The 24,807-nt window shown below is 61.7% G+C and carries 19 protein-coding genes; 4 read left to right on the forward strand and 15 right to left on the reverse strand.

What is annotated here, in order from left to right:
- Positions 1-84: 84 nt before the first annotated feature.
- A complete protein-coding gene (locus RE4_RS17260) occupies positions 85-684 on the forward strand; it encodes an SACE_7040 family transcriptional regulator (protein ID WP_003941968.1) in 600 nt (199 codons plus the stop codon).
- A 48-nt stretch (positions 685-732) separates the two neighbouring features.
- The gene (locus tag RE4_RS17265) at positions 733-1,479 is read left to right on the forward strand and encodes a GTP pyrophosphokinase (protein WP_060939034.1); all 747 of its coding nucleotides are present in this window, start codon (positions 733-735) and stop codon (positions 1,477-1,479) included.
- A 157-nt stretch (positions 1,480-1,636) separates the two neighbouring features.
- Here the strand turns inward: RE4_RS17265 and RE4_RS17270 are convergent, their stop codons facing one another.
- A complete protein-coding gene (locus tag RE4_RS17270) occupies positions 1,637-1,897 on the reverse strand; it encodes a GlsB/YeaQ/YmgE family stress response membrane protein (RefSeq protein ID WP_021334317.1) in 261 nt (86 codons plus the stop codon).
- Positions 1,898-2,085: 188 nt separating this feature from the next.
- On the opposite strand from RE4_RS17270, the gene dctA reads away from it, so the two are divergent.
- Complete coding sequence (gene dctA / locus RE4_RS17275; RefSeq protein ID WP_020906875.1) at positions 2,086-3,492, forward strand: C4-dicarboxylate transporter DctA; 1,407 nt, start codon at positions 2,086-2,088, stop codon at positions 3,490-3,492.
- Here dctA and RE4_RS17280 read toward each other — a convergent pair.
- The 3 genes from RE4_RS17280 to RE4_RS17290 form a co-directional block, all read right to left on the reverse strand.
- Entirely contained in the window at positions 3,470-4,834 is a 1,365-nt protein-coding gene (locus RE4_RS17280) for an outer membrane protein assembly factor BamB family protein (RefSeq protein ID WP_029254900.1), read from the reverse strand. The genes dctA and RE4_RS17280 overlap by 23 nt on opposite strands.
- A complete protein-coding gene (locus RE4_RS17285; RefSeq protein ID WP_029254899.1) occupies positions 4,831-6,228 on the reverse strand; it encodes a hypothetical protein in 1,398 nt (465 codons plus the stop codon). Before RE4_RS17285 ends, RE4_RS17280 begins: the two co-directional genes overlap by 4 nt.
- A gap of 183 nt (positions 6,229-6,411) precedes the next feature.
- Positions 6,412-8,658, reverse strand: coding sequence for an MMPL family transporter (locus tag RE4_RS17290; protein ID WP_029254898.1), 2,247 nt, complete (start codon positions 8,656-8,658; stop codon positions 6,412-6,414).
- Positions 8,659-8,882: 224 nt separating this feature from the next.
- Between RE4_RS17290 and RE4_RS17295 the strand changes: the two genes are divergently transcribed.
- On the forward strand, positions 8,883-10,331 hold the full coding sequence (locus tag RE4_RS17295) for a hypothetical protein (protein WP_060939035.1): 1,449 nt from the start codon (positions 8,883-8,885) through the stop codon (positions 10,329-10,331).
- Positions 10,332-10,385: 54 nt separating this feature from the next.
- Here the strand turns inward: RE4_RS17295 and RE4_RS17300 are convergent, their stop codons facing one another.
- From RE4_RS17300 to RE4_RS17350, 11 genes are all read right to left on the reverse strand, one after another.
- The gene (locus RE4_RS17300) at positions 10,386-11,498 is read right to left on the reverse strand and encodes an NDMA-dependent alcohol dehydrogenase (protein ID WP_019744235.1); all 1,113 of its coding nucleotides are present in this window, start codon (positions 11,496-11,498) and stop codon (positions 10,386-10,388) included.
- Between the two features lie 48 nt (positions 11,499-11,546).
- The gene (locus tag RE4_RS17305; RefSeq protein WP_019744236.1) at positions 11,547-13,046 is read right to left on the reverse strand and encodes an aldehyde dehydrogenase family protein; all 1,500 of its coding nucleotides are present in this window, start codon (positions 13,044-13,046) and stop codon (positions 11,547-11,549) included.
- 108 nt (positions 13,047-13,154) lie between these two features.
- Positions 13,155-14,822, reverse strand: coding sequence for a sigma-54-dependent Fis family transcriptional regulator (locus RE4_RS17310; RefSeq protein WP_060939036.1), 1,668 nt, complete (start codon positions 14,820-14,822; stop codon positions 13,155-13,157).
- Positions 14,823-14,826: 4 nt separating this feature from the next.
- Positions 14,827-16,464 (reverse strand): AMP-binding protein, encoded by a 1,638-nt coding sequence (locus RE4_RS17315; RefSeq protein WP_046378243.1) that lies wholly within the window; start codon positions 16,462-16,464, stop codon positions 14,827-14,829.
- A gap of 207 nt (positions 16,465-16,671) precedes the next feature.
- A complete protein-coding gene (locus RE4_RS17320) occupies positions 16,672-18,042 on the reverse strand; it encodes an MFS transporter (protein WP_370671300.1) in 1,371 nt (456 codons plus the stop codon).
- A 234-nt stretch (positions 18,043-18,276) separates the two neighbouring features.
- Positions 18,277-18,816, reverse strand: a complete 540-nt coding sequence (locus RE4_RS17325; RefSeq protein WP_019744240.1) for a hypothetical protein — start codon at positions 18,814-18,816, stop codon at positions 18,277-18,279.
- A gap of 142 nt (positions 18,817-18,958) precedes the next feature.
- Positions 18,959-20,257, reverse strand: coding sequence for an HAD-IB family phosphatase (locus RE4_RS17330; RefSeq protein ID WP_060939037.1), 1,299 nt, complete (start codon positions 20,255-20,257; stop codon positions 18,959-18,961).
- Between the two features lie 82 nt (positions 20,258-20,339).
- On the reverse strand, positions 20,340-21,113 hold the full coding sequence (eutC, locus tag RE4_RS17335; RefSeq protein ID WP_019744242.1) for an ethanolamine ammonia-lyase subunit EutC: 774 nt from the start codon (positions 21,111-21,113) through the stop codon (positions 20,340-20,342).
- Entirely contained in the window at positions 21,110-22,522 is a 1,413-nt protein-coding gene (locus tag RE4_RS17340) for an ethanolamine ammonia-lyase subunit EutB (protein WP_003941961.1), read from the reverse strand. Before RE4_RS17340 ends, eutC begins: the two co-directional genes overlap by 4 nt.
- 8 nt (positions 22,523-22,530) lie before the next feature.
- Positions 22,531-24,003 (reverse strand): ethanolamine permease, encoded by a 1,473-nt coding sequence (gene eat / locus RE4_RS17345; RefSeq protein ID WP_003941913.1) that lies wholly within the window; start codon positions 24,001-24,003, stop codon positions 22,531-22,533.
- A 165-nt stretch (positions 24,004-24,168) separates the two neighbouring features.
- The gene (locus RE4_RS17350) at positions 24,169-24,729 is read right to left on the reverse strand and encodes a DUF779 domain-containing protein (RefSeq protein ID WP_029254891.1); all 561 of its coding nucleotides are present in this window, start codon (positions 24,727-24,729) and stop codon (positions 24,169-24,171) included.
- Between the last annotated feature and the right edge of the window lie 78 nt (positions 24,730-24,807).

The raw sequence follows: 24,807 nt of genomic DNA on the forward strand, positions 1-24,807 counted from the left end.
CATGAGTTAATGCTCGATAACTGAAACTAGATTAACTATGATTAACTGAGTTGTCCAGAACACAAGCGAAGAAAGATCGAGAGAATGACCTCTGAGCAGGTAGCAGCTCCGACGCGACGCGATCAGATGAAGGCCGACCGTCGTCGTCAGCTCTTGGATGCCGCCGCACGGTTGATCGCCGAACGCGGATTCGTGAGTGTGCGACTCGAAGACCTCGGCGCGGCCGTCGGTATCAGCGGCCCGGCCGTGTACCGGCATTTCCCCAACAAGGATGCCGTCCTCGTGGAACTTCTCGTCGGCATCAGCACGCGCCTGCACGAAGGCGGTTCTGCGGCAGCGGAGGCAGCGGACTCACCGAGCGCCGCTCTCGACGCACTGGTGGAGTTCCACCTCGACTTCGCGCTCGGCGAGCCGGACCTGATCCGCATCCAGGACCGCGACCTCGAAAGCCTGCCGGCCGACGCGCGTCGACAGGTGCGCCAAACGCAGCGCAAGTACGTCGAGGTGTGGGTCGGAGTCCTCGAGCAACTCGATCCCCAGCTCGATCAGGCGGATGCCCGCATCAAAGCTCATGCCACTTTCGGACTGATCAACTCGACCCCTCACAGCGCCAACCCAGCTTCGCCGGCACGCGCACGTCGCGTCCTGCGGGATATGACGCTCGCCGCCCTGCGCACCCACTGAAACCGGACACGGCACAATCGGTGGCAGACTGGTTACACCAGCTAACAGATGAGGGTGCCGAACGTGGAAGACAGCAGTGGGGTCAGCAGAGCCGATTTCGCCGAACTGCGGACCGAGTTCTCCCGCTTCATGATGTTGTACCAATTCGGAATCTCCGAACTGATGACCAAGGTGAACATTCTCAAGGACGAGTTCACTCACATCAATCAGTACAGCCCCATCGAACACGTGACGTCACGGGTCAAGTCGCCGGACAGCATCCTGCGTAAGGCTCAACGCCTGAACATCCCGCTCACGATCGACGACATCTCGAAGAACATCTTCGACATCGCCGGCGTGCGCATCACCTGCAGCTTCATTTCCGACACGTACCGGATCGCCGAGATGCTCACCAGCCAGACGGACCCTCGGGTGATCGAGCGAGAGGACTACATCGCCGATCCGAAACCCAACGGCTACAAGAGCTTGCACCTGATCGTCGAGGTCCCGGTTTTCATGAGCGACCGCGTCAGGCACGTACCGATCGAACTTCAGATCCGCACCATCGCGATGGATTTCTGGGCGAGCCTCGAGCACAAGATCTATTACAAGTACAACCGCGAGGTTCCCGTCGAGCTCCTCGACGAACTCACCGAGGCTGCTGCCGCGGCACACCGCCTCGACGTCAAGATGGAACGCCTCAACGACGAGTTCGCGAAAATCAAAGCGCTACCGCATCCCGATGACGAAATCCTCGAGCAGGATCTGCCGGCGCAGTTCCTCGAGGCGCTGCATCTTCAGCGACGAGCGCTCTGAATTTACGGCGACCCTCCCCTGAACGAACGCGCCTTTCGGCGCATCTGAGGCGACGAGAGTGCCGTTCGCTCACAACTGGGGTCGGACAACTAGGGCAAACCAAAAGTGCGCCCTCCCGAACTTCGGGAGGGCGCACTTCGCGAATCGCGTTGGCTTGCTATTTCTTGCCCGTGACGGCGCTGTAGCCGATCGAGAGCACGGCCGCCGCGGCGATACTGATGATCCAGCGGATCCAGTCGATTCCACCCGTGTCGCCCTTGTCCGAGATCGCTCCCCAGACCCAGTACCCGATAAGCGCTCCGGCGACACCGAGGACGACGGTGATGATCATGCCGTACTGCTGCTTACCTGGCAGTACGAGACGAGCCAGGATTCCGATGACTGCGCCGAAAATGATGGTTCCGATAATTTGCCCCATGACAGCCCCTCTCACACGTCGTGCATGCACGCGGACGGAAGATCACCGCTCAGGGAAACAATAACCACAGTCACACACAACTGTCGCTTGTTGACCGAATTGTTGTCCGAGATGCAACCTCGACGCGTTACATCCACGACATTCGCGAGTTATTTTTTCGCAATCAAGCAGACCTACCGTTCCCATCCATGCCAACTTCCGTAAAACTGCCGAACAGCGAGCTCGCGCGACTCGCCAACAAGCCGCCCTGGTACCGATCACTGTTCGTGCAATTGATCGCCGCTATCGTCATCGGCGTTCTCATCGGCTGGTTGTGGCCGGAATTCGGCGCGAATCTCAAGCCCCTCGCCGACGGCTTCATCAAGCTGATCAAAATGCTGATCGCGCCGATCATCTTCTGCACGGTCGTGATCGGGATTGCTCACGTCGGGGATCTGAAGGCCGTGGGGCGTATCGGCGTCAAGGCTCTCATCTACTTCGAGGTCGTCACCACTTTCGCGCTGCTGTTCGGACTACTCATCGGCAACCTGATGAAACCAGGAGCGGGATTCAACATCGATCCGGAGACGCTGGCGAACGGTGCGGACGCCGTGGCCGCCAAGACCGGAAGTGGCGAACTTCCCCACACCGTGGAATTCCTGCTCAATATCATTCCGGTGTCGATAGTTTCGGCCTTCGCCGAGAACGCACTCCTCCAAGTCCTCTTCTTCGCCGTACTGTTCGGGCTCGCCTTGGCCAAGGCAGGTGAGAGTGGACCACCAATCGTGTTCGAACTCGTCGATCGTCTGAGCCATCTGTTCTTCACAATCATCGGCTGGATCATGAGACTGGCGCCGTTGGGCGCTTTGGGCGCGATGGCGTACATCGTCGGCCAGTACGGGATCGCTTCGCTCGGAAGTTACGGAAAGCTGATCGCCGCATGCTATCTCGCGGCCGTCCTGTTCATCCTCATCCTGGCGGCGATAGTCAGGTACTTCGCGGGCGTGAACCTGTGGAAGTTCGTCAAGTACATCAAGGACGAACTCTTCCTCGCGTTGGGAACGGCGTCGACCGAAGTAGTTCTGCCCCGAATCATGGTCAAGCTCACCAACGCCGGATGCTCGCGCACTACAACAGGATTGGTGGTGCCTACCGGCTACTCGTTCAATCTCGACGGCGCCACGCTGTACCTGTCGATCTGCATGCTGTTTCTGGCTCAGGCACTCGGCGTGGACCTGACACTCGGTGAACAGATCACTGCCGTCCTGGTACTGATGCTCACATCCAAGGGAATGGCCGGCGTGCCGGGATCGTCATTCCTGGCACTGTCCGCCACCGTGGCCGCAATCGGTCACGGCGCAATTCCAGTTGCCGCAGTCGCCCTCCTGCTGGGCGCCGATCGAATCATGGACTCGATGCGAGTCTCGGTGAACCTGCTTGGGAACTGTGTCGCTACCTTCGTGGTCGCAAATTGGGAGGGGCAGCTCGACAAGGAGCGCATGCGCCGAGTGCTCGACGGAGAAGACGTTCCACCGCTCGAGGAAGTCGATCCGATCACCGGGAAAACTGTTCCGGCACCGGAGGCCGAAGCACTCAAGACAGTTTCAACGCCGTGATGCGGTCTTCACTGGAACGCAACAGCACTTTGTCCCCCGCCCACAGCTCCCGCGGCATCGCCCAGGGGGTGAACTCGTCGTCCCCGTCCTGGTCCACCCGAACCTCCCAACTACGTTGGCCCGTAAGGACATCCGTTCCGTAGACGTTTCCCTCGTCGATAACGACATCGCCGTGCCAGACAACCGCCCCGGCGCGCTCAGCGTTCGATCGCCACAGGACCTCACCGGTGAAGAGGTCCACGAACTGGACCTCGGGTTCGGAACCGGAACGTGTCACGGCAACCACGTTGCCGATCACCGCCAACGACTGTGCGGTGTCGAAGAGTTCACTGTTGGACCACAATTTCTCGCCGGAAGTCCGGTCGAAACCGCTGTGTCCCAGAATGATCGGAGTCGATCTTCCCACGGGATCATCTCGGCTGTATCGCCCGCCGTAGTACGAGGACTCCGAGGGCAGTTCGTCCGTCCTGGCGAACTCGCGCCCGTTCTGATCGAGCGCGTACTCACTTGTCGGACGGCCATTGCCTTCGCAACCGCCATCCGACACCAATGTCACGCCGTCCGACGATGTATGCGCGGTCGAACAGGTGGAGTAACCGTGTACCCACCGCTGTTCGCCCGTCTTCAGATCGAATCCCAGAGACTCGTCGAGAGCGATCACACCCAGATCGCCGTGCACCGACATCACCGGATCGACGTATCCGGCTTCCCACGATCCACCGACGTCGAACGCTTTGGACCAGTTCGCTTCCGGATCGTCGACGGTTCCGCTGTGCACGCGAACGTCGTTGCTCTCGATATCACCCTCGAGCGCGAGGACCGTGTCACCCGAGACAACCGCGATGATCGGTGCCCACGGCGTCTTGATGTCTCGACGCTCTCCTGTCTCGATATCGAAAAGTGAGTACGAACCACCGGATACGTACGGCCCGGAGAAACACAGCACCGAACTGCCGAGCAGAGTCTCGGAGCAACCACCGATGTCGACCGCCGACGTGCGCCAACGAACTGTGCCATCTTCGGCGTCCAATCCGACCAATTCTGCGTCGTCCAACGAATACGCCTGACGATCCGGCATACCGATCATCGTGACCACGAGTGATCCGGCGTCGATGAATCCGCCCATGTCCATGTTGAATTCGGTTCCAACAAGTGGGCTCCGAAATATCGCGAACTCGCGCCCGAGAATCTCGGAGGCCTCGACGCTCCACAACGGAGATGAGGCCGCTGTCGGTTCGGAACTCGTCGACGTGACCACCGTGGCGATGGCGGCGGTGACCGTGACTACGGCTACGGCGGCTGCGATCCGAAGGCGGACCTTGGGCGAATACCTGGCGGTCATCGAATCTCCAGCCCGTCGATCGTCGCGAGAAACTCCAACTGCTCGAACGTCATCGGCACGTTCGGTGCCTCTGCCGAAGAGCTCACCGTTACTCGCGTCCCACCGGGACGGGTAACGACTACCGATCTGTGGACCTTCTCCCCGCGACTCTCATCGCGTTCGATCACGGATCCATCCTCGGTGGTCTCCATCGAGAGCGGGTGTCCGTCGTACGAAGGGTCGTACTTGTTCGGAGGTGTGGGAAGCGGTTGTCCGCTGGTGATCGAGATACTCAGACGCGACTCGTTGCTTCCCGACCGTGCAACAAGAACCTGGCACGTGGTGGTGTCGTCGTATTCGGCCAGAACCAGATCACCCAGCCGGCTGCCGAGGTCAGGCGCTTCTGGCGGTGCTGCGCGCCAACCCGATCGGAGCGCTTCACCGAGCGCCTCGACGATTCCTCGATCCAGATCCCTCCCTGATGACTCGTCCGTCCGACCGCCACAATCAGTCTCAAGCGGGGCAGCCCCCGGCGGAGCAGGCGTCGTAATTCGCAGTTGCGGCAGGCTGACCAAGGACACCAGTTCGTCGATGGTCAGTGGAAGCGCGCCGCTTGCCTGAACCTCGGCGCCGACTCGATCGGCAGTGTCATCGAGATAGGCGTGAACTCGTGTGCCATCGATGCCGTAAAGGAACGCCGAACGAGAAAGAGTGCGTTGTCCGTTGATTTCACTCCACGAGTCCTGCACGTCCACAACTGAACCATCCGCGAGTGAGCGACGTTCGACGAGAGAACCGGCAACGCACGGAGGAACCGGCGCCTTACTGCTGTTGACCGAGACCGACAGTCCACCACTGGCCTCGCCTCGAAGTATTGTCGCCGACGCATCAGTGGACGCCAGATCCTCGATCGTCCATCCCTCGGGCAGCTCGTCCGAGGTCGACGGTGCCGAGATCGGACCGAACTGGAGTGATCGGCTCGGACTGGCGAACTTGATCTCGACGCCGTCCGGAATCGCACCGGCGACCGCATCCGACATCGATACAGCCTTGGCGCCGGAAAACCACGGAAAACGTGGATCGTCGTACGCGTCGTCGCCGCCTGTCGATGTGAAGATCGAGATTCCGTGTTCGTCGTCCGGCGCTTCGACACTCTCACAACCCGGAATCGTGGTCGGGTACACCGCGCTCGGCGTGACGTACGAATATTCAGGCACGTCCTCCGCCGGAATCTCGTCCGGTGTAGACGTCATGGTGATCGAAGATGACGCAGCTACAGAGATGTCATCGGACGGCGAACTGCTCCACCGATCCACCAGCCCGGCAACCACTGTCCCACCGGCGATCAGGGAGACGACCGTCAGCGCGAAGGTCCACTTCTCGGCCCGCTTCGAATCGGTTTGCTCCTTCGACACGTACCCTCGCAGTCACTGTCACGGCTCGCTCCCGATGCGCGTCGCCTCTGGAAGTCCTGTCGCGATCACAGCGATTTCTGTTACCAACCGGATGGTTTCCTATCGCGCGAGCGCCGCATGAAGACAGAAGAACGGGGTGCCAGTTGCTGTGCAACCGGCACCCCGTCCTGACGACCTGAGTGCTTACACCCTTACAGGCACCTGATTCGGGTCTGGATCGGAATCCGGATCCTGCTCGATCGGAATCCGTCGAATCGCTTCACCCTCGATGTCGACGTTCGGCAGGATCTTGTCGAGCCACGCCGGCAACTTCCACGCCGAATCACCGAGAATCGACATGACCGCAGGGATCACGATCATGCGGATGATGAAGGCGTCGAAGAAGACTGCCGCCGCGAGACCGAAGCCCATCATCTTGCTTGTCGTCTCCGAGGACAGCATGAATGCGCCGAACACGGAGATCATGATGATGGCCGCCGACGCGACCACGCGAGCACCATGGGTGTAGCCGGAGATGATGGCGTCCTTGGCCGACAATCCGTGCACGTATTCCTCGCGCATTCGCGTCACGAGGAACACTTGATAGTCCATCGCCAACCCGAAGACCACACCGATCATGAAGATCGGCAGGAACGAGATGATCGGTTGTGTGTGCTCGATCAGCCCGAAGTCGCCCAACTGGAAAATGGCCACCGTGGCGCCGAAGGTCGCACAGACGGAAAACAGGAATCCGAGAGTTGCGGTCAGCGGCACCAAGATCGAGCGGAAGACGACCATCATGATGATGAACGCCAGCCCCACAACCACGATGAGATACGGGATGAGCGCGGAACTGAGCTTCGACGACATGTCTGCAACGATCGCGGTTTGACCCGCTACACCGAGTTCTGCGCCTTCCGACTTCACCGTCGATCCGTAGTCCCGGATCTGATTCATCAGCTCGTGGGTTTCGGGGCCGCTCGGAGACATCTGCGGGGTGACCGCGATGAGCGCAGAGTTTGCGCCCGCCATCGGGTTTGCCGTGTCCGGTCCGTTTCCGACCCACATCAACTGATCCGGCGTTGCGACGTTGTCGAGGCCCTTGATGTGCGCGACAGTGCCTTCGGCAATCGCGGTGATGTCGGTACCGTCGGGCGCGTCGAGCACGACGAACAATTCGCCGTTGACGCCTTCACCGAATCCTCGTTGCAGGAGGGCCAGTGCCGGTCGCTCTTCGTCTTGAGTGAACGAGAGTCCGAGTTCGAGCTTCGTCATCGGAATAGCCGCGATCACCAGGAGGACCAGAGCAGCACCCGCGATCGGCCACGGGTACTTGGTGACTATCTTGGCCCAGCGATGTCCGTTGGATTCCATCGTCTCGGGCTCGTCACCGTGGCGAAGCCCGGGAATACGAGGCGAGAACGCGAACCGACCGAAGATGCCCAGAACTGCCGGGATCAACGTGATTGCGCCGAGCACGGCGATGATGACGGCAACCGCCGCCGAGATTCCCATCTGCGTGATCATCGGGACCCCGACCACCGCCAGGGCTGCCAGCGCGACCACCACTGTCAGGCCCGCGAATACGACCGACGAACCTGCTGTACCTACTGCGCGTCCGGCAGCAGCTTCCCTGGTTCCGCCCAGATTGAGCTCACTGCGGTAGCGCGACACGATGAACAACGCATAGTCGATCGAGACTGCGATGCCGATCATCGTGACGATTCCCGTGACACCTTCGTTGATGTCGAAGAAGCCCGAGCCGAGTGTGACCGTCAGAGTGGCCAGCGCAATTCCAAGAATTGCAGTGAACAACGGGATGAACGCCGCGATGAGTGCGCCGAACGCCACGATCATCACGATGAACGCCACCGCGAAGCCGAGCATCTCCGACAGACCGCCCGCGGCCTGCACCTGCATCATCGAACCGGTGCCTTCGACTTGCAGGCCACCGGTGCGGAATTTTGCCATCAAATCGAGGAACGCCGTCTTGTTCGCCTGCGTCTGATCCTCGATGCGAATCGACTGATTGAGCTGGATCAGCCCGACCTTGCCGTTGTCGCCGAGAACGGCTGACGCCACCGCCGGATTGGCCTCCGCGAGAGTGACCGGATTGACGATCTTCTCGGGATCGACGATGTCCGGCAACGTCTTCGCCTGTGCGATCAACTGGTCGATCTGATCGCTGTGCGCGGCAAGCCCGTCGTCTGCCGCGATGAGAATGCTGGTCGACGCCTGAGTTTGCTGCTCCGCTGCCGCTGCAAAGTTCTCGTTCATCAACTCGGTCGCACGCTGTGAATCGGTGCCCGGAAGATTGAATTCTTTGGAGAACGTCGGATTTGTGGCGCTGATAGCGCCTCCCACCACCGCGATCACGATAATCCACGCGGCCACCACAAGATACTTGTGGCGGAAAGCGAACTTCCCCAACCTGTAAAGATACGTAGCCAACGTAGGCCTCTCTCGCCGTGGACTGGTCTGTCCGAAGAACACGGAGTCTTTCGGTGCCAAGGTCATACGGTACGGACCGATAGGCCCATTGGCACCCGGTATATCTGCGAAAACGGCATATCCGGCGCGCTCTCCGTCTCCTTTTCAGACCGCTCGGTACCGTGGACACGACACGGGCAGGCGCCTCACCAGAGCAGACGTCGCGTAGTACGAAAGGCAATCCCATGAATCACGGCCATGCCGTCGATCGCGATCTCCTCCTTGCAGGCCAACAGCGACTCGACGCGCTGGGGCCACGATTGACGGGATCACCTTCACACCACGCGGTGGTGGAAGAAGTCGCGAACGAACTGACCGAACTGGGCCTCGAAGTCCGGCGTGATTCACACACTTTCGAACGCTGGGATCTACCGGACACATCTGAGGGGCTTCGCATCGAGTTGCCGACGGGACCGATCAAGGTTTCGTCCGCATTCCCCTACTCGGGATTGACCGGGCCTCAGGGAATCTCCGCTCCCCTGGTCTACGTCAGCGCGCGACGCCCCAAATGGTCCGCGGCCAAGGGCGCGATCGCGGTGATCGAGGTCCCGCACGTCGATCTTCCCCGCAAGCTACTGGTCAGCGAGTGGGGTCCGATCGCCACCGACGAGACTCTTCGAAATCCGGTTCTCTCCGCAACCCTTCTTGGCCCGAAACTCGACAAGGCCCGCAAGGCCGGAGTGCTCGGCGTGATCGCGGTGTGGCGTGACATCGCTCCGGACAACGCACTGGGACAATATCTTCCGTTCACGCAGCCGTACCACGACATCCCCGCCGTCTGGGTGGCCGGCGACGAGGGCAGGAAGGTTGTCGCTGCAGCTCGTTCCGGTCAGCGGGCGACTCTGGTTCTGGATGCAACTCTGCATCCGGACACCCGGACCGACACGGTGTGGGCGGTATCCCCGGGGACATCACCGGAAGAGACGATTCTGCTCATCACTCACAGCGACGGAACCAACGGCGTCGAGGAGAACGGGCATCTGGGAATGTTGGCCTTGGCGCGGCACGCCGTCGCGCAGCCGCATCGACGGTCGTACGTTTTTGTGCTGACGACTGGCCACCTGCGAATTCCAGCGGTGTCCAAGCACGGACAGGCAACCTCCACCTGGCTCGAAGCGCACCCCGAGATGTGGAAGGGCGAAGCCGGTCAGGCGCGCGCAGTAGCCGGGATCGCGATCGAACACCTCGGCGCGCTGGGTGATACCGAGGACACCTCGACCGGCAGCTATGCGTTGGTGACCACTCCGGAACCGGAACTGCTCTACGCGACGAGCCGAGAAGCACACGACATCGTTGCACCGCTGTGGCGCGACATCGGGGCAGGCGATCGCCGAATCGTGGCGCCAGGACCGGTCATTCATTTCGGCGAGGGTGAACCACTGTTCGAGCGGAAGATCCCGGCAGTCGCCTTGGTGACGGCGCCGCAGTACCTACTAGCTCTGCGTGATGCCGACGCCGCCACGCACGTCGATCTCGACGCGATGGTCAAACAGGTCGAAAGCTTCCGCGATCTGCTCGACGCGTTCGATGCAACCGACACCGCGGCTTTCGGTCCGGTGGTCTCGCGCTCGGTATTCGCGAAGTTCTCAGCACTACTTCAGTTGATGCAGATTTTGTCGAAAGCCAAGAAATAGTGCTGTGCGCCTTTATTAACCGCCCGCGGTTAATAAAGGCGCACAGCAGTTGTCCTACTTGTCGTGAATGATCACGCCACGGATGTTCTTGCCATCACGCAGATCCTGGTAGCCCTGGTTGACGTCTTCGAGGCTGTAGGTGTTGGTGATCAGTTCGTCGAGCTTGAGCTGACCCGCATCGTAGAGACGAAGCAGTCGCACGATGTCGTACTGCGGGTTCATGGATCCGAACAGCGTGCCCTTGATCGTCTTCTGATTCAGCGTCAGGTCGGTTCCCGACACGTGCACGGTCAGCTTGGCCGGATCGGCGAGACCCGTGATCACCACGGTGCCGCCCTTGCCGATCACTGCTGTCGCTGCACTGACCACGTCCTCGTCGACGGTGCCGACAAGGATGAGCGCCGCGTCGGCGCCCTGTCCCCACGTCAGCTCGTTGACCTTGGCAGCAGCGCTCTCGGCGTCTGCAAAGGCATGGGTTGCACCGAACTTCAGTGCGGTCTCACGCTTGAGAGCAACCGGATCGACCACCACGACGTACTTGCAGCCGGCCGAAACGGCGCCCTGGACGGCATTGATGCCGAGGCCACCGATGCCGTAGATCACCGCGGTGTCGCCGGCGCGAAGGTTACCGGCGTTGACTGCCGTTCCCCATCCCGAAGGCACGCCGCAGCCGACGACCACTGCTGTCTCCAAGGGAAGCCAGTCGTCGATCTTGACCACCGAGTGCTGAGAAATGGTGGCGCGCTCGGAGAACGTTCCGAGCATGCACATTCCGCCGAAATCCATTCCGTTGCCGTGGAAACGGAAGGAACCGTCCGTCATCGAACCTTCGAGGATGGTGGCACCCATGTCACAAAGGTTCTGGCGACCGGTCGAGCAGTAGCGACAGGTGCCGCAGTTGGGGATGAAGCTACATACGACGTGGTCGCCCGGCTTGACCTTCGTGACGCCGGGTCCGACCTCTTCGATGATGCCCGAGCCTTCGTGTCCGCCGACAATCGGGTAACGCGGCGGGAGATCACCGTCGGTCAGGTGCAGATCCGAATGGCACAGTCCGGCAGCGGTGTACTTGATCAGTACCTCACCCACCCCCGGGCCGTCGAGGTCGAGTTCCATGATCTCGAAAGGCTTTCCGGGCTCGAGCAGTACAGCAGCTTTGGTCTTCACTGGTGATCTCCTTGATTGTCGGACGAGAGAATGAGCGATGGGGGTCGGTCAGAGGGCGATGTTGACGGCCTTGGTCTGGGTGTAGAGATCGATAGCCGAAGCGCCGAGCTCGCGGCCCCAACCGGACTGCTTGTATCCGCCGAAAGGCATTGCGGTGTCGAAGCCGTTGTACTGGTTGATCCACACCGAGCCAGCCTTGAGACGCTTGGCCGTGCGGTGGGCCTTGGAAATGTCACGGGTCCAGATGCCGGCGGCAAGTCCGTAGATGGAATCGTTTGCGGCAGTGATGGGTCCGTCGTCCGCGTTGAACGGCAGCGCTGCCACGACGGGTCCGAAGATCTCCTCCTGAACGATGGAGAATTCGGGCTTGACGTCGACGAAGACAGTCGGCTCGACGAAGTAGCCCTGATCGCCCCAGCGGTTACCGCCGGTGAGTGCACGTGCGCCGTCTGCGATTCCCTCACGGAGGTAACCGGTGACCTTGTCGAACTGCTCCTGCGAGACCAGCGGTCCGAGCTGGGTGGTGGGATCGAGGCCGGGTCCGATCTTGACCTGGCTCGCTGCGTGCGCGACGGCCTCGGTGAACTTCTCGAAGATGGTGTCCTCGACGTACAGACGGGTACCCGCAACGCAGCACTGACCGTGGTTGAACAGCCAGGCGTTGAGTGAACCCTCCACCGCGGAATCGAAATCCGCGTCGGCGAATACGATGTTGGGGCTCTTGCCACCGAGCTCGAGCGTAACCTTCTTCAGGTTGCCTTTGGCGGCGTCGACGATCTTCTTACCCACCTCGGTGGAACCGGTGAACGCGACCTTGTCCACGTCGTCGTGGCCGGACAGTGCAGCACCTGCATCGCCGAAGCCGGGAACGATGTTGACGACGCCGGGCGGGAAGCCTGCTTCTTCGAAGACCTCCGCGAGAAGCAGTGCGGTGAGCGGGGTCTGCTCAGCGGGCTTGAGGATCACCGTGTTGCCGGCAGCGAGCGCGGGGGCGAGCTTCCACGACGACATCAGCAGCGGGAAGTTCCACGGCACGATCAGTCCACAGACGCCGATTGCCTCACGCAGGGTGTAGGCGTGGAACTCGCCGCCCGGAGAGAAGGGCATCGACACGTTGACGGTGCTGCCTTCGATCTTGGTGGCCCAACCCGCGTAGTAGCGGAAAACGTCTGCGGCCCAAGCCACGTCGACGGCGGTGGCGATGGCAACGGACTTGCCGTTGTCGAGAGCTTCGAGCTGACCGAATTCCTCGGCACGAGCACTGAGAATGTCGCCGACGCGCCAGATCATCCGCTCGCGCTCGTTTGCCTTCATCCGAGACCAGGGGCCGTCCTCGAAAGCCGTTCGGGCGGCGCGTACCGCGCGGTCGATGTCTTCGGCCTGGCCGTGTGCCACGTCTGCGAGCTTCTGTCCGTCAGCCGGGTTGTACGTCGCGAAGGTCTGACCCGAAGCGGCGTCGACGAATTCGCCGCCGATGTAGAGCTTCTTCGGTCCGTTCAGGAAACCCTGTACCGCGGAACTGATGGTGTGTTCGGCTACTGCCGTCATCGGAAACTCCCCTGAAGTAGTGAGGTGCGAATGTGATGCACGCCATACTTCCGCGCTTCCGGGGGTGCTAACTGTCCGAACTTTGTACAACTCAATTCGGACAGTCAACTACACAGTGATGTCGAGCGCCCGCATCCGTGTGTAGAGAGTGCTTCGGCTGATTCCGAGTTGCGCCGACGCGTGAACCTTGTTGCCGCCGCAGTCTTTCAACGCTCCGATGATCGCCTGGCGCTCGGCCTTCTCCCGCCCTGCCAACCGCGACACCTTGGTCGTGGTGCGATAGTCCTCGGGCAGATCGACGACGTCGATGCGATTACTCGAGCGTTCACCTGAGGCCCGATTCAACACGACGCGCAATTCGGCCAGATTGCCCGGCCAACTGGCCGCCGCGAGCGCTTCGGCAGCGCTGGCAGTCAACCTCAATTCGGGCGAGATCCCGTCCAACATCGCCTGAGCCAACTCGGCGATCTCGGCTTGTCGTTCTCGCAGCGGGTTGATGGAAATCCTGGAGGCACAACGCGAGATGAGTGACACGATGGCTGGCGGCAAATCCGCGACCGCGCCGCTGGTCAACACAATCCTCGGCCCCTCGGCGCTGGCATCGACCAGGTCTGCAACCAGTGGCAACACCGAATCGGGAAGGAGCTGCACCTGTTCGATCACGACCACGCCCGAACGCTTACGGGCTGCTCGCACAAGATCGGTGATCCACTGCTCACGGCCGTCGAACGCGATCCGCGTGGCATCGTGCCAACTGGCGTCGACGCTCCCGACCACGTCCGATGCTGCCGAAGTTCGACCGGAACCTGCTTCACCCGAGATGGCAACTGCGGACGACGAGGCCCGCGCTCGCATGAGGTCTCGGCGCAGTCGCTCCCCCGGAGATGGTGCCCGCTCGTGGGTTCTGCGGATGGGTGCCCGTTCCCGCTGGAGTGGTTCGACCAGGAAGAGTGCGCCGCCGTCGGCCCCGGAAATCCGGTCGGCTTGAACTCGCGCCAGCGCACCGGACGCCAATTCGACTGTCACAAGCCTCGATTGATCGGGATTGAGATCGGCGATCAAGGACCGGAGTGATACGTGGTCGGCGGTGTCGAGCAGATCCAAGGCCGTTCGGTTGCTCAGCAGGATGTCGTCGCCGATGGCCGCGACGGCAATGTGGCGCTGATGTGACACTCGCTGGAATGCGTCGACCAGCCGCTGCTCCGACGCTTTGGAGCCTTCGAGCAGTCGTTTTTCGATATCCGCTGCAGCACGCGCAAGGAAGGGCGCGAACAGCGGGTTTGCCTGCGAGACAACGCCGGTCATGTCGAGAATACCCTCGACGCGACGTGTGACGGGATGCAAGATCGGCTGGCCGTAGCAGCTCAATCCCTTGAGGCTGTCGAGGAAATGCTCGTCCCCGTGGATCACCACGCTTCGACCTACCTCGAGCGGCGTACCGAGTGCATTGGTACCGGCGTGCTCTTCACCGAAGCGTGAACCGTTGACGACGCCCAACCGCTCGATCGTCCGCTCGACGCGGCTGTCGGAGTACACCGAAGCGACCACACGGCATTCTCGATCAGCAAGCAGCACACAGAAACCGGTGCCCGCGATCTGTTGCGACACCTCGTCGAGCACGGGCGCGGCGGCCCGGAGCAGACGAGACTCGCCGTCCTGCTCCTCGGTGTCCACGGCGATTGCCGACGACGGATCGAGGCCACTCAGTCGAGAACGCTTCCAGGAGAGCGCGATCTCGGGGCGTACCGGCTCACGCTCCCCTGGGTTCGCGGACATATGCTCAGGCCTGACCGATCAATTCGATCGCCTGTTCTCGCATCGCGATCTTGCGGACCTTGCCCGTGACTGTCATCGGGAACTCGTCCACGACATGGACGTACCGCGGAATCTTGTAATGCGCGAGCTTGCCGGTGCAGAAGGCACGGACCGAATCGGCGTCCAGATCGTCTGCACCTTCGCGCATCTGGACCCACACCATCAATTCCTCGCCGTACTTTGCGTCAGGCACACCGATGACCTGCGCGTCGAGAATGTCGGGATGGGTGTAAAGGAACTCCTCGATCTCACGTGGATATACGTTCTCACCACCGCGGATGACCATGTCCTTGATGCGTCCCGTGATAGCGACGTATCCGGCCTCGTCCATGACTCCGATATCTCCGGTGTGCATCCACCGGGCAGCGTCGATCGCCTCGGCGGTCTTCTCCGGGTTCTCCCAGTAGCCGAGCATGACCGAGTAACCACGCGTGCACAGTTCGCCCGGCTCGCCGCGCGGCACCGTCAGTCCGGTTGCCGGATCTACGATCTTGATCTCGAGGTGCGGCCCCACCCGACCGACGGTTTCGGTGCGCTGCTCGATCGAATCGTCCGAGCGGGTCTGCAGCGACACCGGCGACGTCTCGGTCATGCCATAGCAGATGGACACCTCTGCCATGCCCATGCGATCGATGACCTGCTTCATCACCTCGACCGGGCAGGGCGAACCCGCCATGATGCCGGTGCGAAGGGACGACAGATCGAAGCTGTCGAAGTCCGGCAGCGCCAACTCGGCAATGAACATCGTCGGAACGCCGTAGAGGGACGTGCACTTTTCGGCCTGGACGGCCTCGAGCGAAGCGCGCGGATCGAAGGCGGGGCCCGGAATGACCATGGCAGCACCATGACTGGTGCACGCAAGGTTGCCCATCACCATGCCGAAGCAGTGATAGAACGGCACCGGGATGCACACCCGATCGACCTCGCTGTAGTGGCACAACTCGCCGACGAAGTAGCCGTTGTTGAGGATGTTGTGGTGGCTGAGCGTCGCGCCCTTCGGGAAACCGGTAGTGCCCGAGGTGTATTGGATGTTGATCGCGTCGTCGGCCGACAGCGCGGCTTGGGCAGCTGCGAGCGGAGCCGGATCGTTGGCCTGGGCCGCCAACCCGTCGGCAAGCACCGCGTCCCACTCGGGTGAACCGAGCAGGAGCACCGACGTCAGATCCGGGCACTGCGGCCGCACCGTCTCGATCATCGACGCGTAGTCCGAGGTCTTGAAGCTGGCCGCAGACACCAGCGTCGAGATCCCGGCCTGCTCGAGCACGTACTGCAACTCGTGCGAGCGGTACGCCGGATTGATGTTGACCAGGATCGCGCCGATCTTTGCCGTCGCGTATTGCGTGAACGTCCATTCCGGACAGTTGGGAGCCCAGATTCCCACTCGGTCGCCCTTCCCCACACCACGGGAAAGTAGTCCGGCAGCGAGCCCGTTCACCTGCTCGGCGAACTCCCGGTACGTCCATCGTCGACCGCTCGCGTGGTCGATCAACGCATCGCGGTCGCCGTGTGCGGCAACCGTGCGATCGAGGTTGTCTCCGATGGTGTCGCCCAGCATCGGACCGTCCCATACTCCGGACGTATAGCTGGGCAGCGGCGTACTCATGTGTTCTGTCCTCTCCGGTTACCTGTTCAGGCACCTATGAGAGGGGCCGCCGCAGCGGACCCTCTCATCTACGAATTTACTCGATTCGGTGTGATGCACGACATACTTCCCGGTGCGGGGTGGCCGTAACTGTTCGAAGTCCGGACACCCCACCCGCCTGCTGTGCGCCTTTATTAACCGCCGGCGGTTAATAAAGGCGCACAGTGTTTACAGGGCGTGGTCCTTGGTCTCGACGAGCGCCCAGGTGCAGACCAGACTCACCACACCGAGGATTGCCAACATGATTCCGATGGCCATACTCCCGTAGGCCGAGGCCAGCGGTGCGGCGATCAGCGGCGGCACTGCGCCGCCGAGCACTCCGGCGAGGTTGTAGCCGAGGCCGGCACCGGTGTAGCGGTAGCGGGTCTGGAACATTTCCGGAAGCAGCGCACCGCAGGGGCCGTACGCGATTCCGAAGATCATCAGCGTGCCGAACATTCCGAGGATGAACGCGATCGGTGTTCCGGTGTCCAGGAGCGGGAACAGAATGAGCGCCCACACCACAGCCAGACCACAAGAGATCATGATGACCTTGCGACGCCCGATGCGGTCCGAGTACAAGGCGGAGACGATGATCGCCGCACCGAAGACGAAGGCGGACGCGATACCGACCGACAGGACGAACGGGCGGGAGAAGCCGAGGGTCTTGGTTCCGTAGCTCGTGAGGAACGCCGTGCCCATGTAGAAGAACGCGAACAGGCAAGCGAGGGCGCCGGCCGAGAGCAGGATTTCCTTGGTCTGGAACCGCCAGGCATCCAGGAACGGGAGGGTGCGAGGTGCTTCGTTCTTCTGCTCTGCAACGCGCTCTGCCTGCTCCGCCTTGAAGACCGGGGTCTCCTCGATAGCGAGTCGCATGTAGAGGCCGATGCCGACCAACACGATGGAGAACAAGAACGGGATACGCCAGCCGTAGTCGAGGAAGGCTTGGTTGGTATCGCCGAGAACAGCGCCGGTGATGAGGAATGTACTGCTCGAGAGCACGAAGGCGATTGCGGGGCCGAGCTGCGGGAACATCGCATACAGACCACGTTTGCCCGGTGGGGCGTATTCCGCGGTGAGCAGAGTTGCGCCTGCCCATTCACCGCCGACCGCGAAGCCTTGGCCGAATCGCAAGAGCACCAGGATGATCGGAGCCGCAACACCGATGGTTGCCGCGCCGGGCAGCAAGCCGATCAGGAGCGTCGAGATACCCATGAGCAGGAGCGTCGAGATCAGAGTCTTCTTGCGACCGATGCGATCACCGAAGTGCCCGAACAGCATTGCGCCGACGGGCCGGGCGATGAATGCGACTGCGAAGGTCGCAAACGATGCGACGGTTCCCGCGGTGGCACCGAGCGCGGGGAAGAATACCGTCGGAAAGACAAGTGCCGCAGCAGTTCCGTAGATGAAGAAGTCGTAGAACTCGATGGTCGTGCCGATGCAGCTCGCGATCGCGACGCGCCGCACACTGGTGGTCTGCTGGGGTTGTGTCGCGCCTGCGGCACTCGCACCCCCGGCGCCGGCGGCGCTGTTGCCGCCTGTGGGAGAGACTGTGGTCACTCGATTCCTCCGTGGTCCCGTGGTGTCGCCCTGTGGGCATCACCGTCGATAGGAGGAAAGGTAGTGATGTGGCTCACCCCCGCACTACCCCCGAAAGGGGGTAGGAGTGATCTCGGTCACGACTTGTATGCAATGGTAACGAGTTTCACGGCTCTTCACATGCCGTGGGCCGTCCGATTCGTTCACACGAATCGGACGGCCCACGCTGAACTGCGTCAGGTCCAGCGCTACGAATCAAGCCTTTCCGGCAGCCCCGAAAAGCTCCTGACGGATCTCTCCCCACACCGTGGCATAGGAGTCGATGATCGGTTCTGAAATCCACTTGGACTCCCCCGCTTGAACTTTCGCGAGAGCATCCGAGAAGAGATCCTGATAGCGGGACAACCGCGGAACGAATGCCGACAAATCGTCGAACAGGTTTGCAGCCCGGCGGTCCAGCTCGGCAAGGGAATTCGCGTCTGCGTCGTCGATAAGTGCAACGAACTCCTCGTCCAGCGGAACGAAAGCCTCGTACACCTCGCCGATGGAGTCCTCGTCGATCGAGACCCGCTCAGCGTCCAACTGATCTTCGAGTTCCGCGAGGCCTTTCTCGGTCAGGCTGATGGCACCTTCTGCTTCGGCCGCTTTACCCTGCGCGACAAGTGCGTCGTACGCAGCTTGACCGGACGCTGCGCTGACGCCCAAGTGCTCGGCCAGTACAACCGCTCCGACCCGCTCCTTGAGACGCACTGCTTGGAGCAGTGCCAACTCGTCCACATTGCCAGCGAAGGCCATCGATTTCTCCTACTCACGTGCCGCCTCTGCGGCTCCAGCATCACAGCGGACACCCGTGGGTTTCCGCAGCCCGACAAAGGGCTCGAAAGAATCAGATCACACGCCGATCGATCGTTGTGAAGTCACCGCAGCAAGCCGACTGTCACGCGACGGAATCCACCTGATCGGGGATCACGCTGCCGTCCGCACGAGTTACGGCGCCTTTGGCCCCGGCCGCGTCAGTGTAGGCATCGGTCGAGCAGTGATAGGGAGCATCCGCCTGTGCTTTCGGTTCGATGAACATGGGGTTGACCAGCCATTTTCCGTCACTGTTGTCGTAGGCATTGCACATCAGTTCGGGATTGTTGCGGTTGATCACCAGGCGCGCACCGGTCGCATCTCCGAGGAACGTCACGTCGGTGACAGAATCACCGGCAGCAAACACCTGACGCCGATCGGCAGGCAACTGCTCGAACGCCGTAGGCCCTTGGACCCCGTAGACAACCTCGTTGACCTGACACCGCTTCCCATCGATGTACGGAATGACCGAGTCGTCACCGTCCGCAACCCCACCACATCCCCGCAGGCGCCCCGTCAGAACGCCGCCCTCGACGATCGGCCGAACTCCCATCACGTGATCGGCATCCAATCCTAGCTGCTCCGACCAGACTCGAACGACCGGTTCGGCCGACGCGGAGATTATCCGCACGTCGAATCCATGAGCGCCGAGCGATTTCACCAAATCTTCGATCTGCGCGTAGTAACGCACCGAACCGTCGACTTCCGTGGTACCGACGGTCTGATCGGATCCTTCTGCGGCAGCGAGATTCTCAGCACGCGCTGCGCGGGCGTACTCGGTGATCTCGCCCTCGGTGTGCCCTGCCATCAACTGCACCGCCCACGCGTATGCAGCCTTGGTCCGGCGGTGATCGTAGCCGTCGAATGCAACCTGTCCGTCGCGAGTTTTCTCCTCGAGTACCGCAACGATCTCGTCAGCGCAGTCCAAGTCGGTACTGGTTACCAAGGGTTGACCCGCGGCGGTCTCCGAGCCACACGCGGCGGAAAGTGCGGCAGCGCCGGCTGGAGTCATGAAGCGACTGGTGGTTGCCCAGTCCGCTCCCACGGGCTGTAACACCTTGTTGTTCTTGATCATCCAGAATGCAGTGGCGCTTCCGATGTCGTTCTTGACAACTGTGTTGTCCCAGTCGAAGAGCGCCAACGGAGCGCCGTCATCGACATCACCTGCAGCTCCACACGTTCCGAACTCCGTCATCATGGCATCCAACCTCACACGGTTGTCGCCGTACCACGCCAGACTGGGATCCAACACCGCGCAGGATGAACCACTCTGCGCCGCATCCTCTTTCGTGGCACTCTCGGCCGAACTACATGCAGTTGCACTCAACAGGACACTACCTACGGCCAACGCACACAGGGCGCGGGCATGCAGCGAACGGAACATCGATTCCCTCATTTTCGTCGTGATTCGGGTACGACGGCATACCCGAGTGTCGATCGACCCGGGTATGCCGTGCAGGTGTCAACTAATCGAGCGTCAGCACTTCTCCCGACGCAACGGCGTCGGCGCGAGAGGTGTCCTTGAGGTCGACGCCGGAGCGGCCCAATTGGCGCGCTCCCGTCACCAACCCCAGGACGACACGAGCAGCCTGCTCGTATCCGAGGCCCTCGGGTGGGTGGACATTGGAAATGCAGTTTCGATCCGCGTCGGTACGACCGACGCGCGGAAGATGAGTCAGATAGATCCCGACGCTGTCCGCAACGGAGAGCCCTGGACGTTCGCCGATCAGGACGATCGCCGTCTGCACTCCCATCGCGGCGGCGATGTGATCACCCAGTGCCACACGGGCATTCGTGGCGATCACCGGCGGAGCAATCGAGTACCGCTCCCCCAACACCGTGACCAACGCGGACAGTAGTTGCTCGCCGTGGTCCATCAGTGCTCGCGGGGAGAGTCCGTCGGCGAGGATGAACCCGATTTCCTTGTCGGAGCTCTTGATCGCGCTCAGGTCCGCGGGTTGTCGCCCCAGGTCGGGTCTCCGGAGATACTCGCTGCGAGTGGAGACGCTGCTCGCGACCACCACCGGTGCCCCGATACCCACCCCGTCGACCCGACTGGCGAGAGTCTCGGAATCGAGTGGCTCGTGCACTGCGTCGCGGGCTGCGGCGTGTGCTGCCTTGAATTCGAGAACCCGCTTGGTGGGCAACGAATCTCCGGCACGCCCCAGCCCGATACGCGATTGTGTGGTCTTGCGCAGTGGACCCCAGAAATCGAGGATCGGCGCCTGATCTTCGGTCATGAGTTCACCGTCAAAGCCCGCAGCGGCGACATTTCGGCGTCGATCGGAAGAACCCGACCGTTTGCGTCGGTCATCCCCAAGTTGTGGAGCCAGGTCTCGAACTCCGGGGCGGGCTGCAAACCGAGGACCTTACGCACGTACAACGCGTCGTGGAACGCCAGACTTTGATAGCCGAGCATCACGTCGTCGGCGCCGGGCACCGCGATCACGAACGCCGCGCCGGCGACGCCCAGCAAGGTGAGGAGGTTGTCCATGTCGTCTTGATCGGCTTCGGCGTGGTTCGTGTAGCAGACGTCCACTCCCATCGGCAGCCCGAGGAGTTTTCCGCAGAAGTGATCCTCCAAGCCCGCGCGAATGATCTGCTTGCCGTCGTAGAGGTACTCGGGACCGATGAAACCGACCACCGTGTTGACCAGCAGCGGCTCGAGATCTCGGGCCACGGCGTATGCCCTGGTCTCGAGTGTCTGCTGATCGACCGGGGCTCCGCCGGTGCCGTAGTGGGCACCTGAACTGAGGGCGGACCCCTGCCCTGTCTCGAGGTACATGACGTTGTTGCCGACCGTTCCTCGGTTCAAGGAGCGTCCGGCCTCGTTACCCTCGCGCAGTAGCGGAATGTTCACTCCGAAACCGGAATTGGCGCCTTCGGTACCGGCAATCGATTGGAAGACAAGATCGACCGGCACCCCCGATTCGATCAGTCCGATCGTGGTGGTCACGTGAGAGAGCACGCACGACTGAGTCGGGATCTCGAATCGCTGACGGATGTCGTCGAGCAGGTGGAGCAGATCCGAGGTGGCCTGGGGTGAATCCGTCGCGGGGTTGATGCCGATGACGGCGTCGCCACATCCCATCAGGAGACCGTCCAATGTGGCCGCCGCAATGCCGCGTGGATCGTCCGTCGGATGGTTTGGCTGGAGTCGGGTGCTCAGCCGTCCAGGCAGTCCGATGGTGGTGCGGAACCCCGCGGTGACCGTGATGGCCTTGGCGACGGCGATCAGGTCCTGATTGCGCATGATCTTGCTGACCGCGGCAACCATCTCGGGGGTCAGACCGGGACTCACGGCAGACAAGCGTGCTGAAGCTTCCGGCGCCGACGCAGTCTCGAGCAGCCAGTCCCGTAATCCGCCAACAGTCAGGTGGGCCACTGGCGCAAATGCGAGGCGATCGTGGCTGTCGATGATGAGCCGGGTCACCTCGTCGTCCTCGTACGGAACCAACAGGTCTTCGAGGAACACCGTCAACGGAAGATCAGCCAGAACCCATTGGGCAGCAGCGCGTTCGGCATCGGAGCTTGCCGCGCAACCGGCGAGTTCGTCACCCGACCGCAGTGGTGTCGCTTTTGCCATCAGATCGACGAGACCGTCGAACGAGTAGTTGGTTCCGGATACCTGCTGGTGATACTTGGCCATCCCGCGACTCATCCCAATTCTTCTTCCGCCTGTGCAAGTACAGCAAACTCCTCGTCCGGCGAGTTGGCAACAAGGTGGTGGCGACTGTAGAGACCGAAGTACGCCATCAGAACTCCGAAGGCAACCAACGTCAGCAATGCCGCAACGGGATCTACCAGGAAGGTGGCCACCACCGACACTGCCGCGATCACGAGCGCAAACGAGGTGGTGGCGATACCGCCGGGCGTGCGGTACGGGCGCGGCATGTTCGGCTCACGCTTACGAAGAACGATGTGACTCACCATCATCAGGACGTAGCTGACTGCCGCGCCGAACACCGCCATGTTGAGCAACATGGCACCTTCACCGGTGAGTGAGAGCGCGAAGCCGATGATTCCGGGAACGACGAGCGCGAGAGTGGGGGCCTTGCGCTTGTTGGTCACCGACAGGTTCTTCGGCAGGTAGCCGGCGCGGGAGAGCGCAAACGTCTGACGTGAGTAGGCGTACATGATCGAGAAGAAGCTCGCGACCAGACCGGCAAGTCCGATGTAGTTGACGGCCTTTGCCGCTCCGCTGTCCCCCAGCGCCTCGACGAGCGGATTTCCGGAGGTGGACAGGGCGTCGGCGCCGAGCGCACCGGTGGCGAGGAAGAGAACCGTTGCGCCTGTGACGATCAGGATCAACATGCTGATGATGATGCCGCGGGGGACGTTCTTCTCCGGCTCACGTGCTTCCTCGGCGGCCAGCGGTACACCTTCGACGGCAAGGAAGAACCAGATCGCGAAGGGCACGGCGGCCCAGATTCCGAGCAGACCGAATGGCAGGAACGACGACGATCCGACTGCGCTGGTGTCGACGGCGATATCGGTGAGGTTGGACGAATCGAAAAGGCCGACAGCCGAAACCGCGAACACGACCAGGCCGACGAGTGCAATGGCGGTGATGATGAACATCGCCTTGAGTGCCTCACCGGCGCCGGTGAGGTGAATGCCGATGAAGATCGCGTACACCGCGAGGTACACCCACCACCCGTCGGTGATCCCGAACAGGTTCAGGGACTCGACGTACGCACCGATGAAGGTCGCGATCGCTGCGGGTGCTATCGAGTACTCGATGAGAATTGCTGTGCCGGTGGCAAATCCGCCCCAGGGCCCCATGGCCCGTCTGGCAAACGTGTATCCACCACCAGCGGCAGGAAGTGCTGACGACATCTCGGCCATACCGAGCACCATCGCCAGGTACATCCCCGCGATGACGACGGCCGCGATGAGAAGGCCACCGAAACCACCTTCGGCCAGACCGTTGTTCCAGCCGGCGTAGTCACCGGAAATCACATAGCTGACACCCAACCCCGCAAGCAGCACCCACCCTGCTGTTCCCTTTCGGAGTGTTCGTTTCTCCAGATACGAATTGTCTTCCGCATGGAAGTCTGCGCCGTCGTGGTGTGCACCCGCGGCACCGGCGTTTTTGCCGGTTGCGTGGTCGGAAAGAGACATGTCCATCCTCTGAATCGGTCAAGAATGAGACGACGCACGGTGGATGCGTCGCGTGAAATGAACGGTATGTGGGCGATGTACGGAGAAGGTCGCGTGGAGATGACCGTGCTGTTAACTGGCTGTCATGTGAGCGGCCCCGAGTCTGTTCAGATCTTCTTCAGGCGGCCGTTCTCAGGATCGGGCGGCCGCGCCCGGCACCGGGCAGGCATCGACGGCCTCGGCGACGACCTGGGGAACCGCCGGGGGCGAAGGACGCACGCCCGCTTCCCAATCAGCGCCTACGAGAATGCTCGACGCGCCGAGTGCTTCGTTTTCGTCCGATGTGAATGCCCTTGCTCGACTGAGGAATCTGAATCCTTCAGGAGACTCCAGGCTGAATCCGCTGCCGCGGCCGGGCACGACGTCCAGCACCAACTGGGTGTGCTTCCAGGCTTCGAACTGTGATCCGGAAATCCAGACCTGTACAGCGTCGGTTCCGGTGGGAAGGTCTTCGGGAATCTCTCCGACCGCAAGTCGGAGATCGACGATTCCGAGTAGTACGTCACGGTCCCCGACGATGAATTCGCCTGAGGGATAACACATCGGGGCCGAGCCGTCGCAGCATCCGCCGGATTGATGCATCATCAGTTCGCCGTGAGTCCCGCTGAGGCGGCGTAGCAGGTCAGCCGCCCCAGCGGTGGTCACCAACCGGGGTGGAACGGCGCCGGTATCGGGTGTGTCCGTGGCGCTCATTCCAACCTCCGTGTGTTTGTGCAGGTTTCGCGTGTTGCAGTCCCTCGCACCGGCACCCGCAGCGAGGGGCTCACGGGT

Origin of the sequence: Rhodococcus erythropolis NBRC 15567, assembly GCF_001552595.1 — a bacterium.
In the GTDB taxonomy this organism is placed as follows: Bacteria; Actinomycetota; Actinomycetes; order Mycobacteriales; family Mycobacteriaceae; genus Rhodococcus_F; species Rhodococcus_F erythropolis.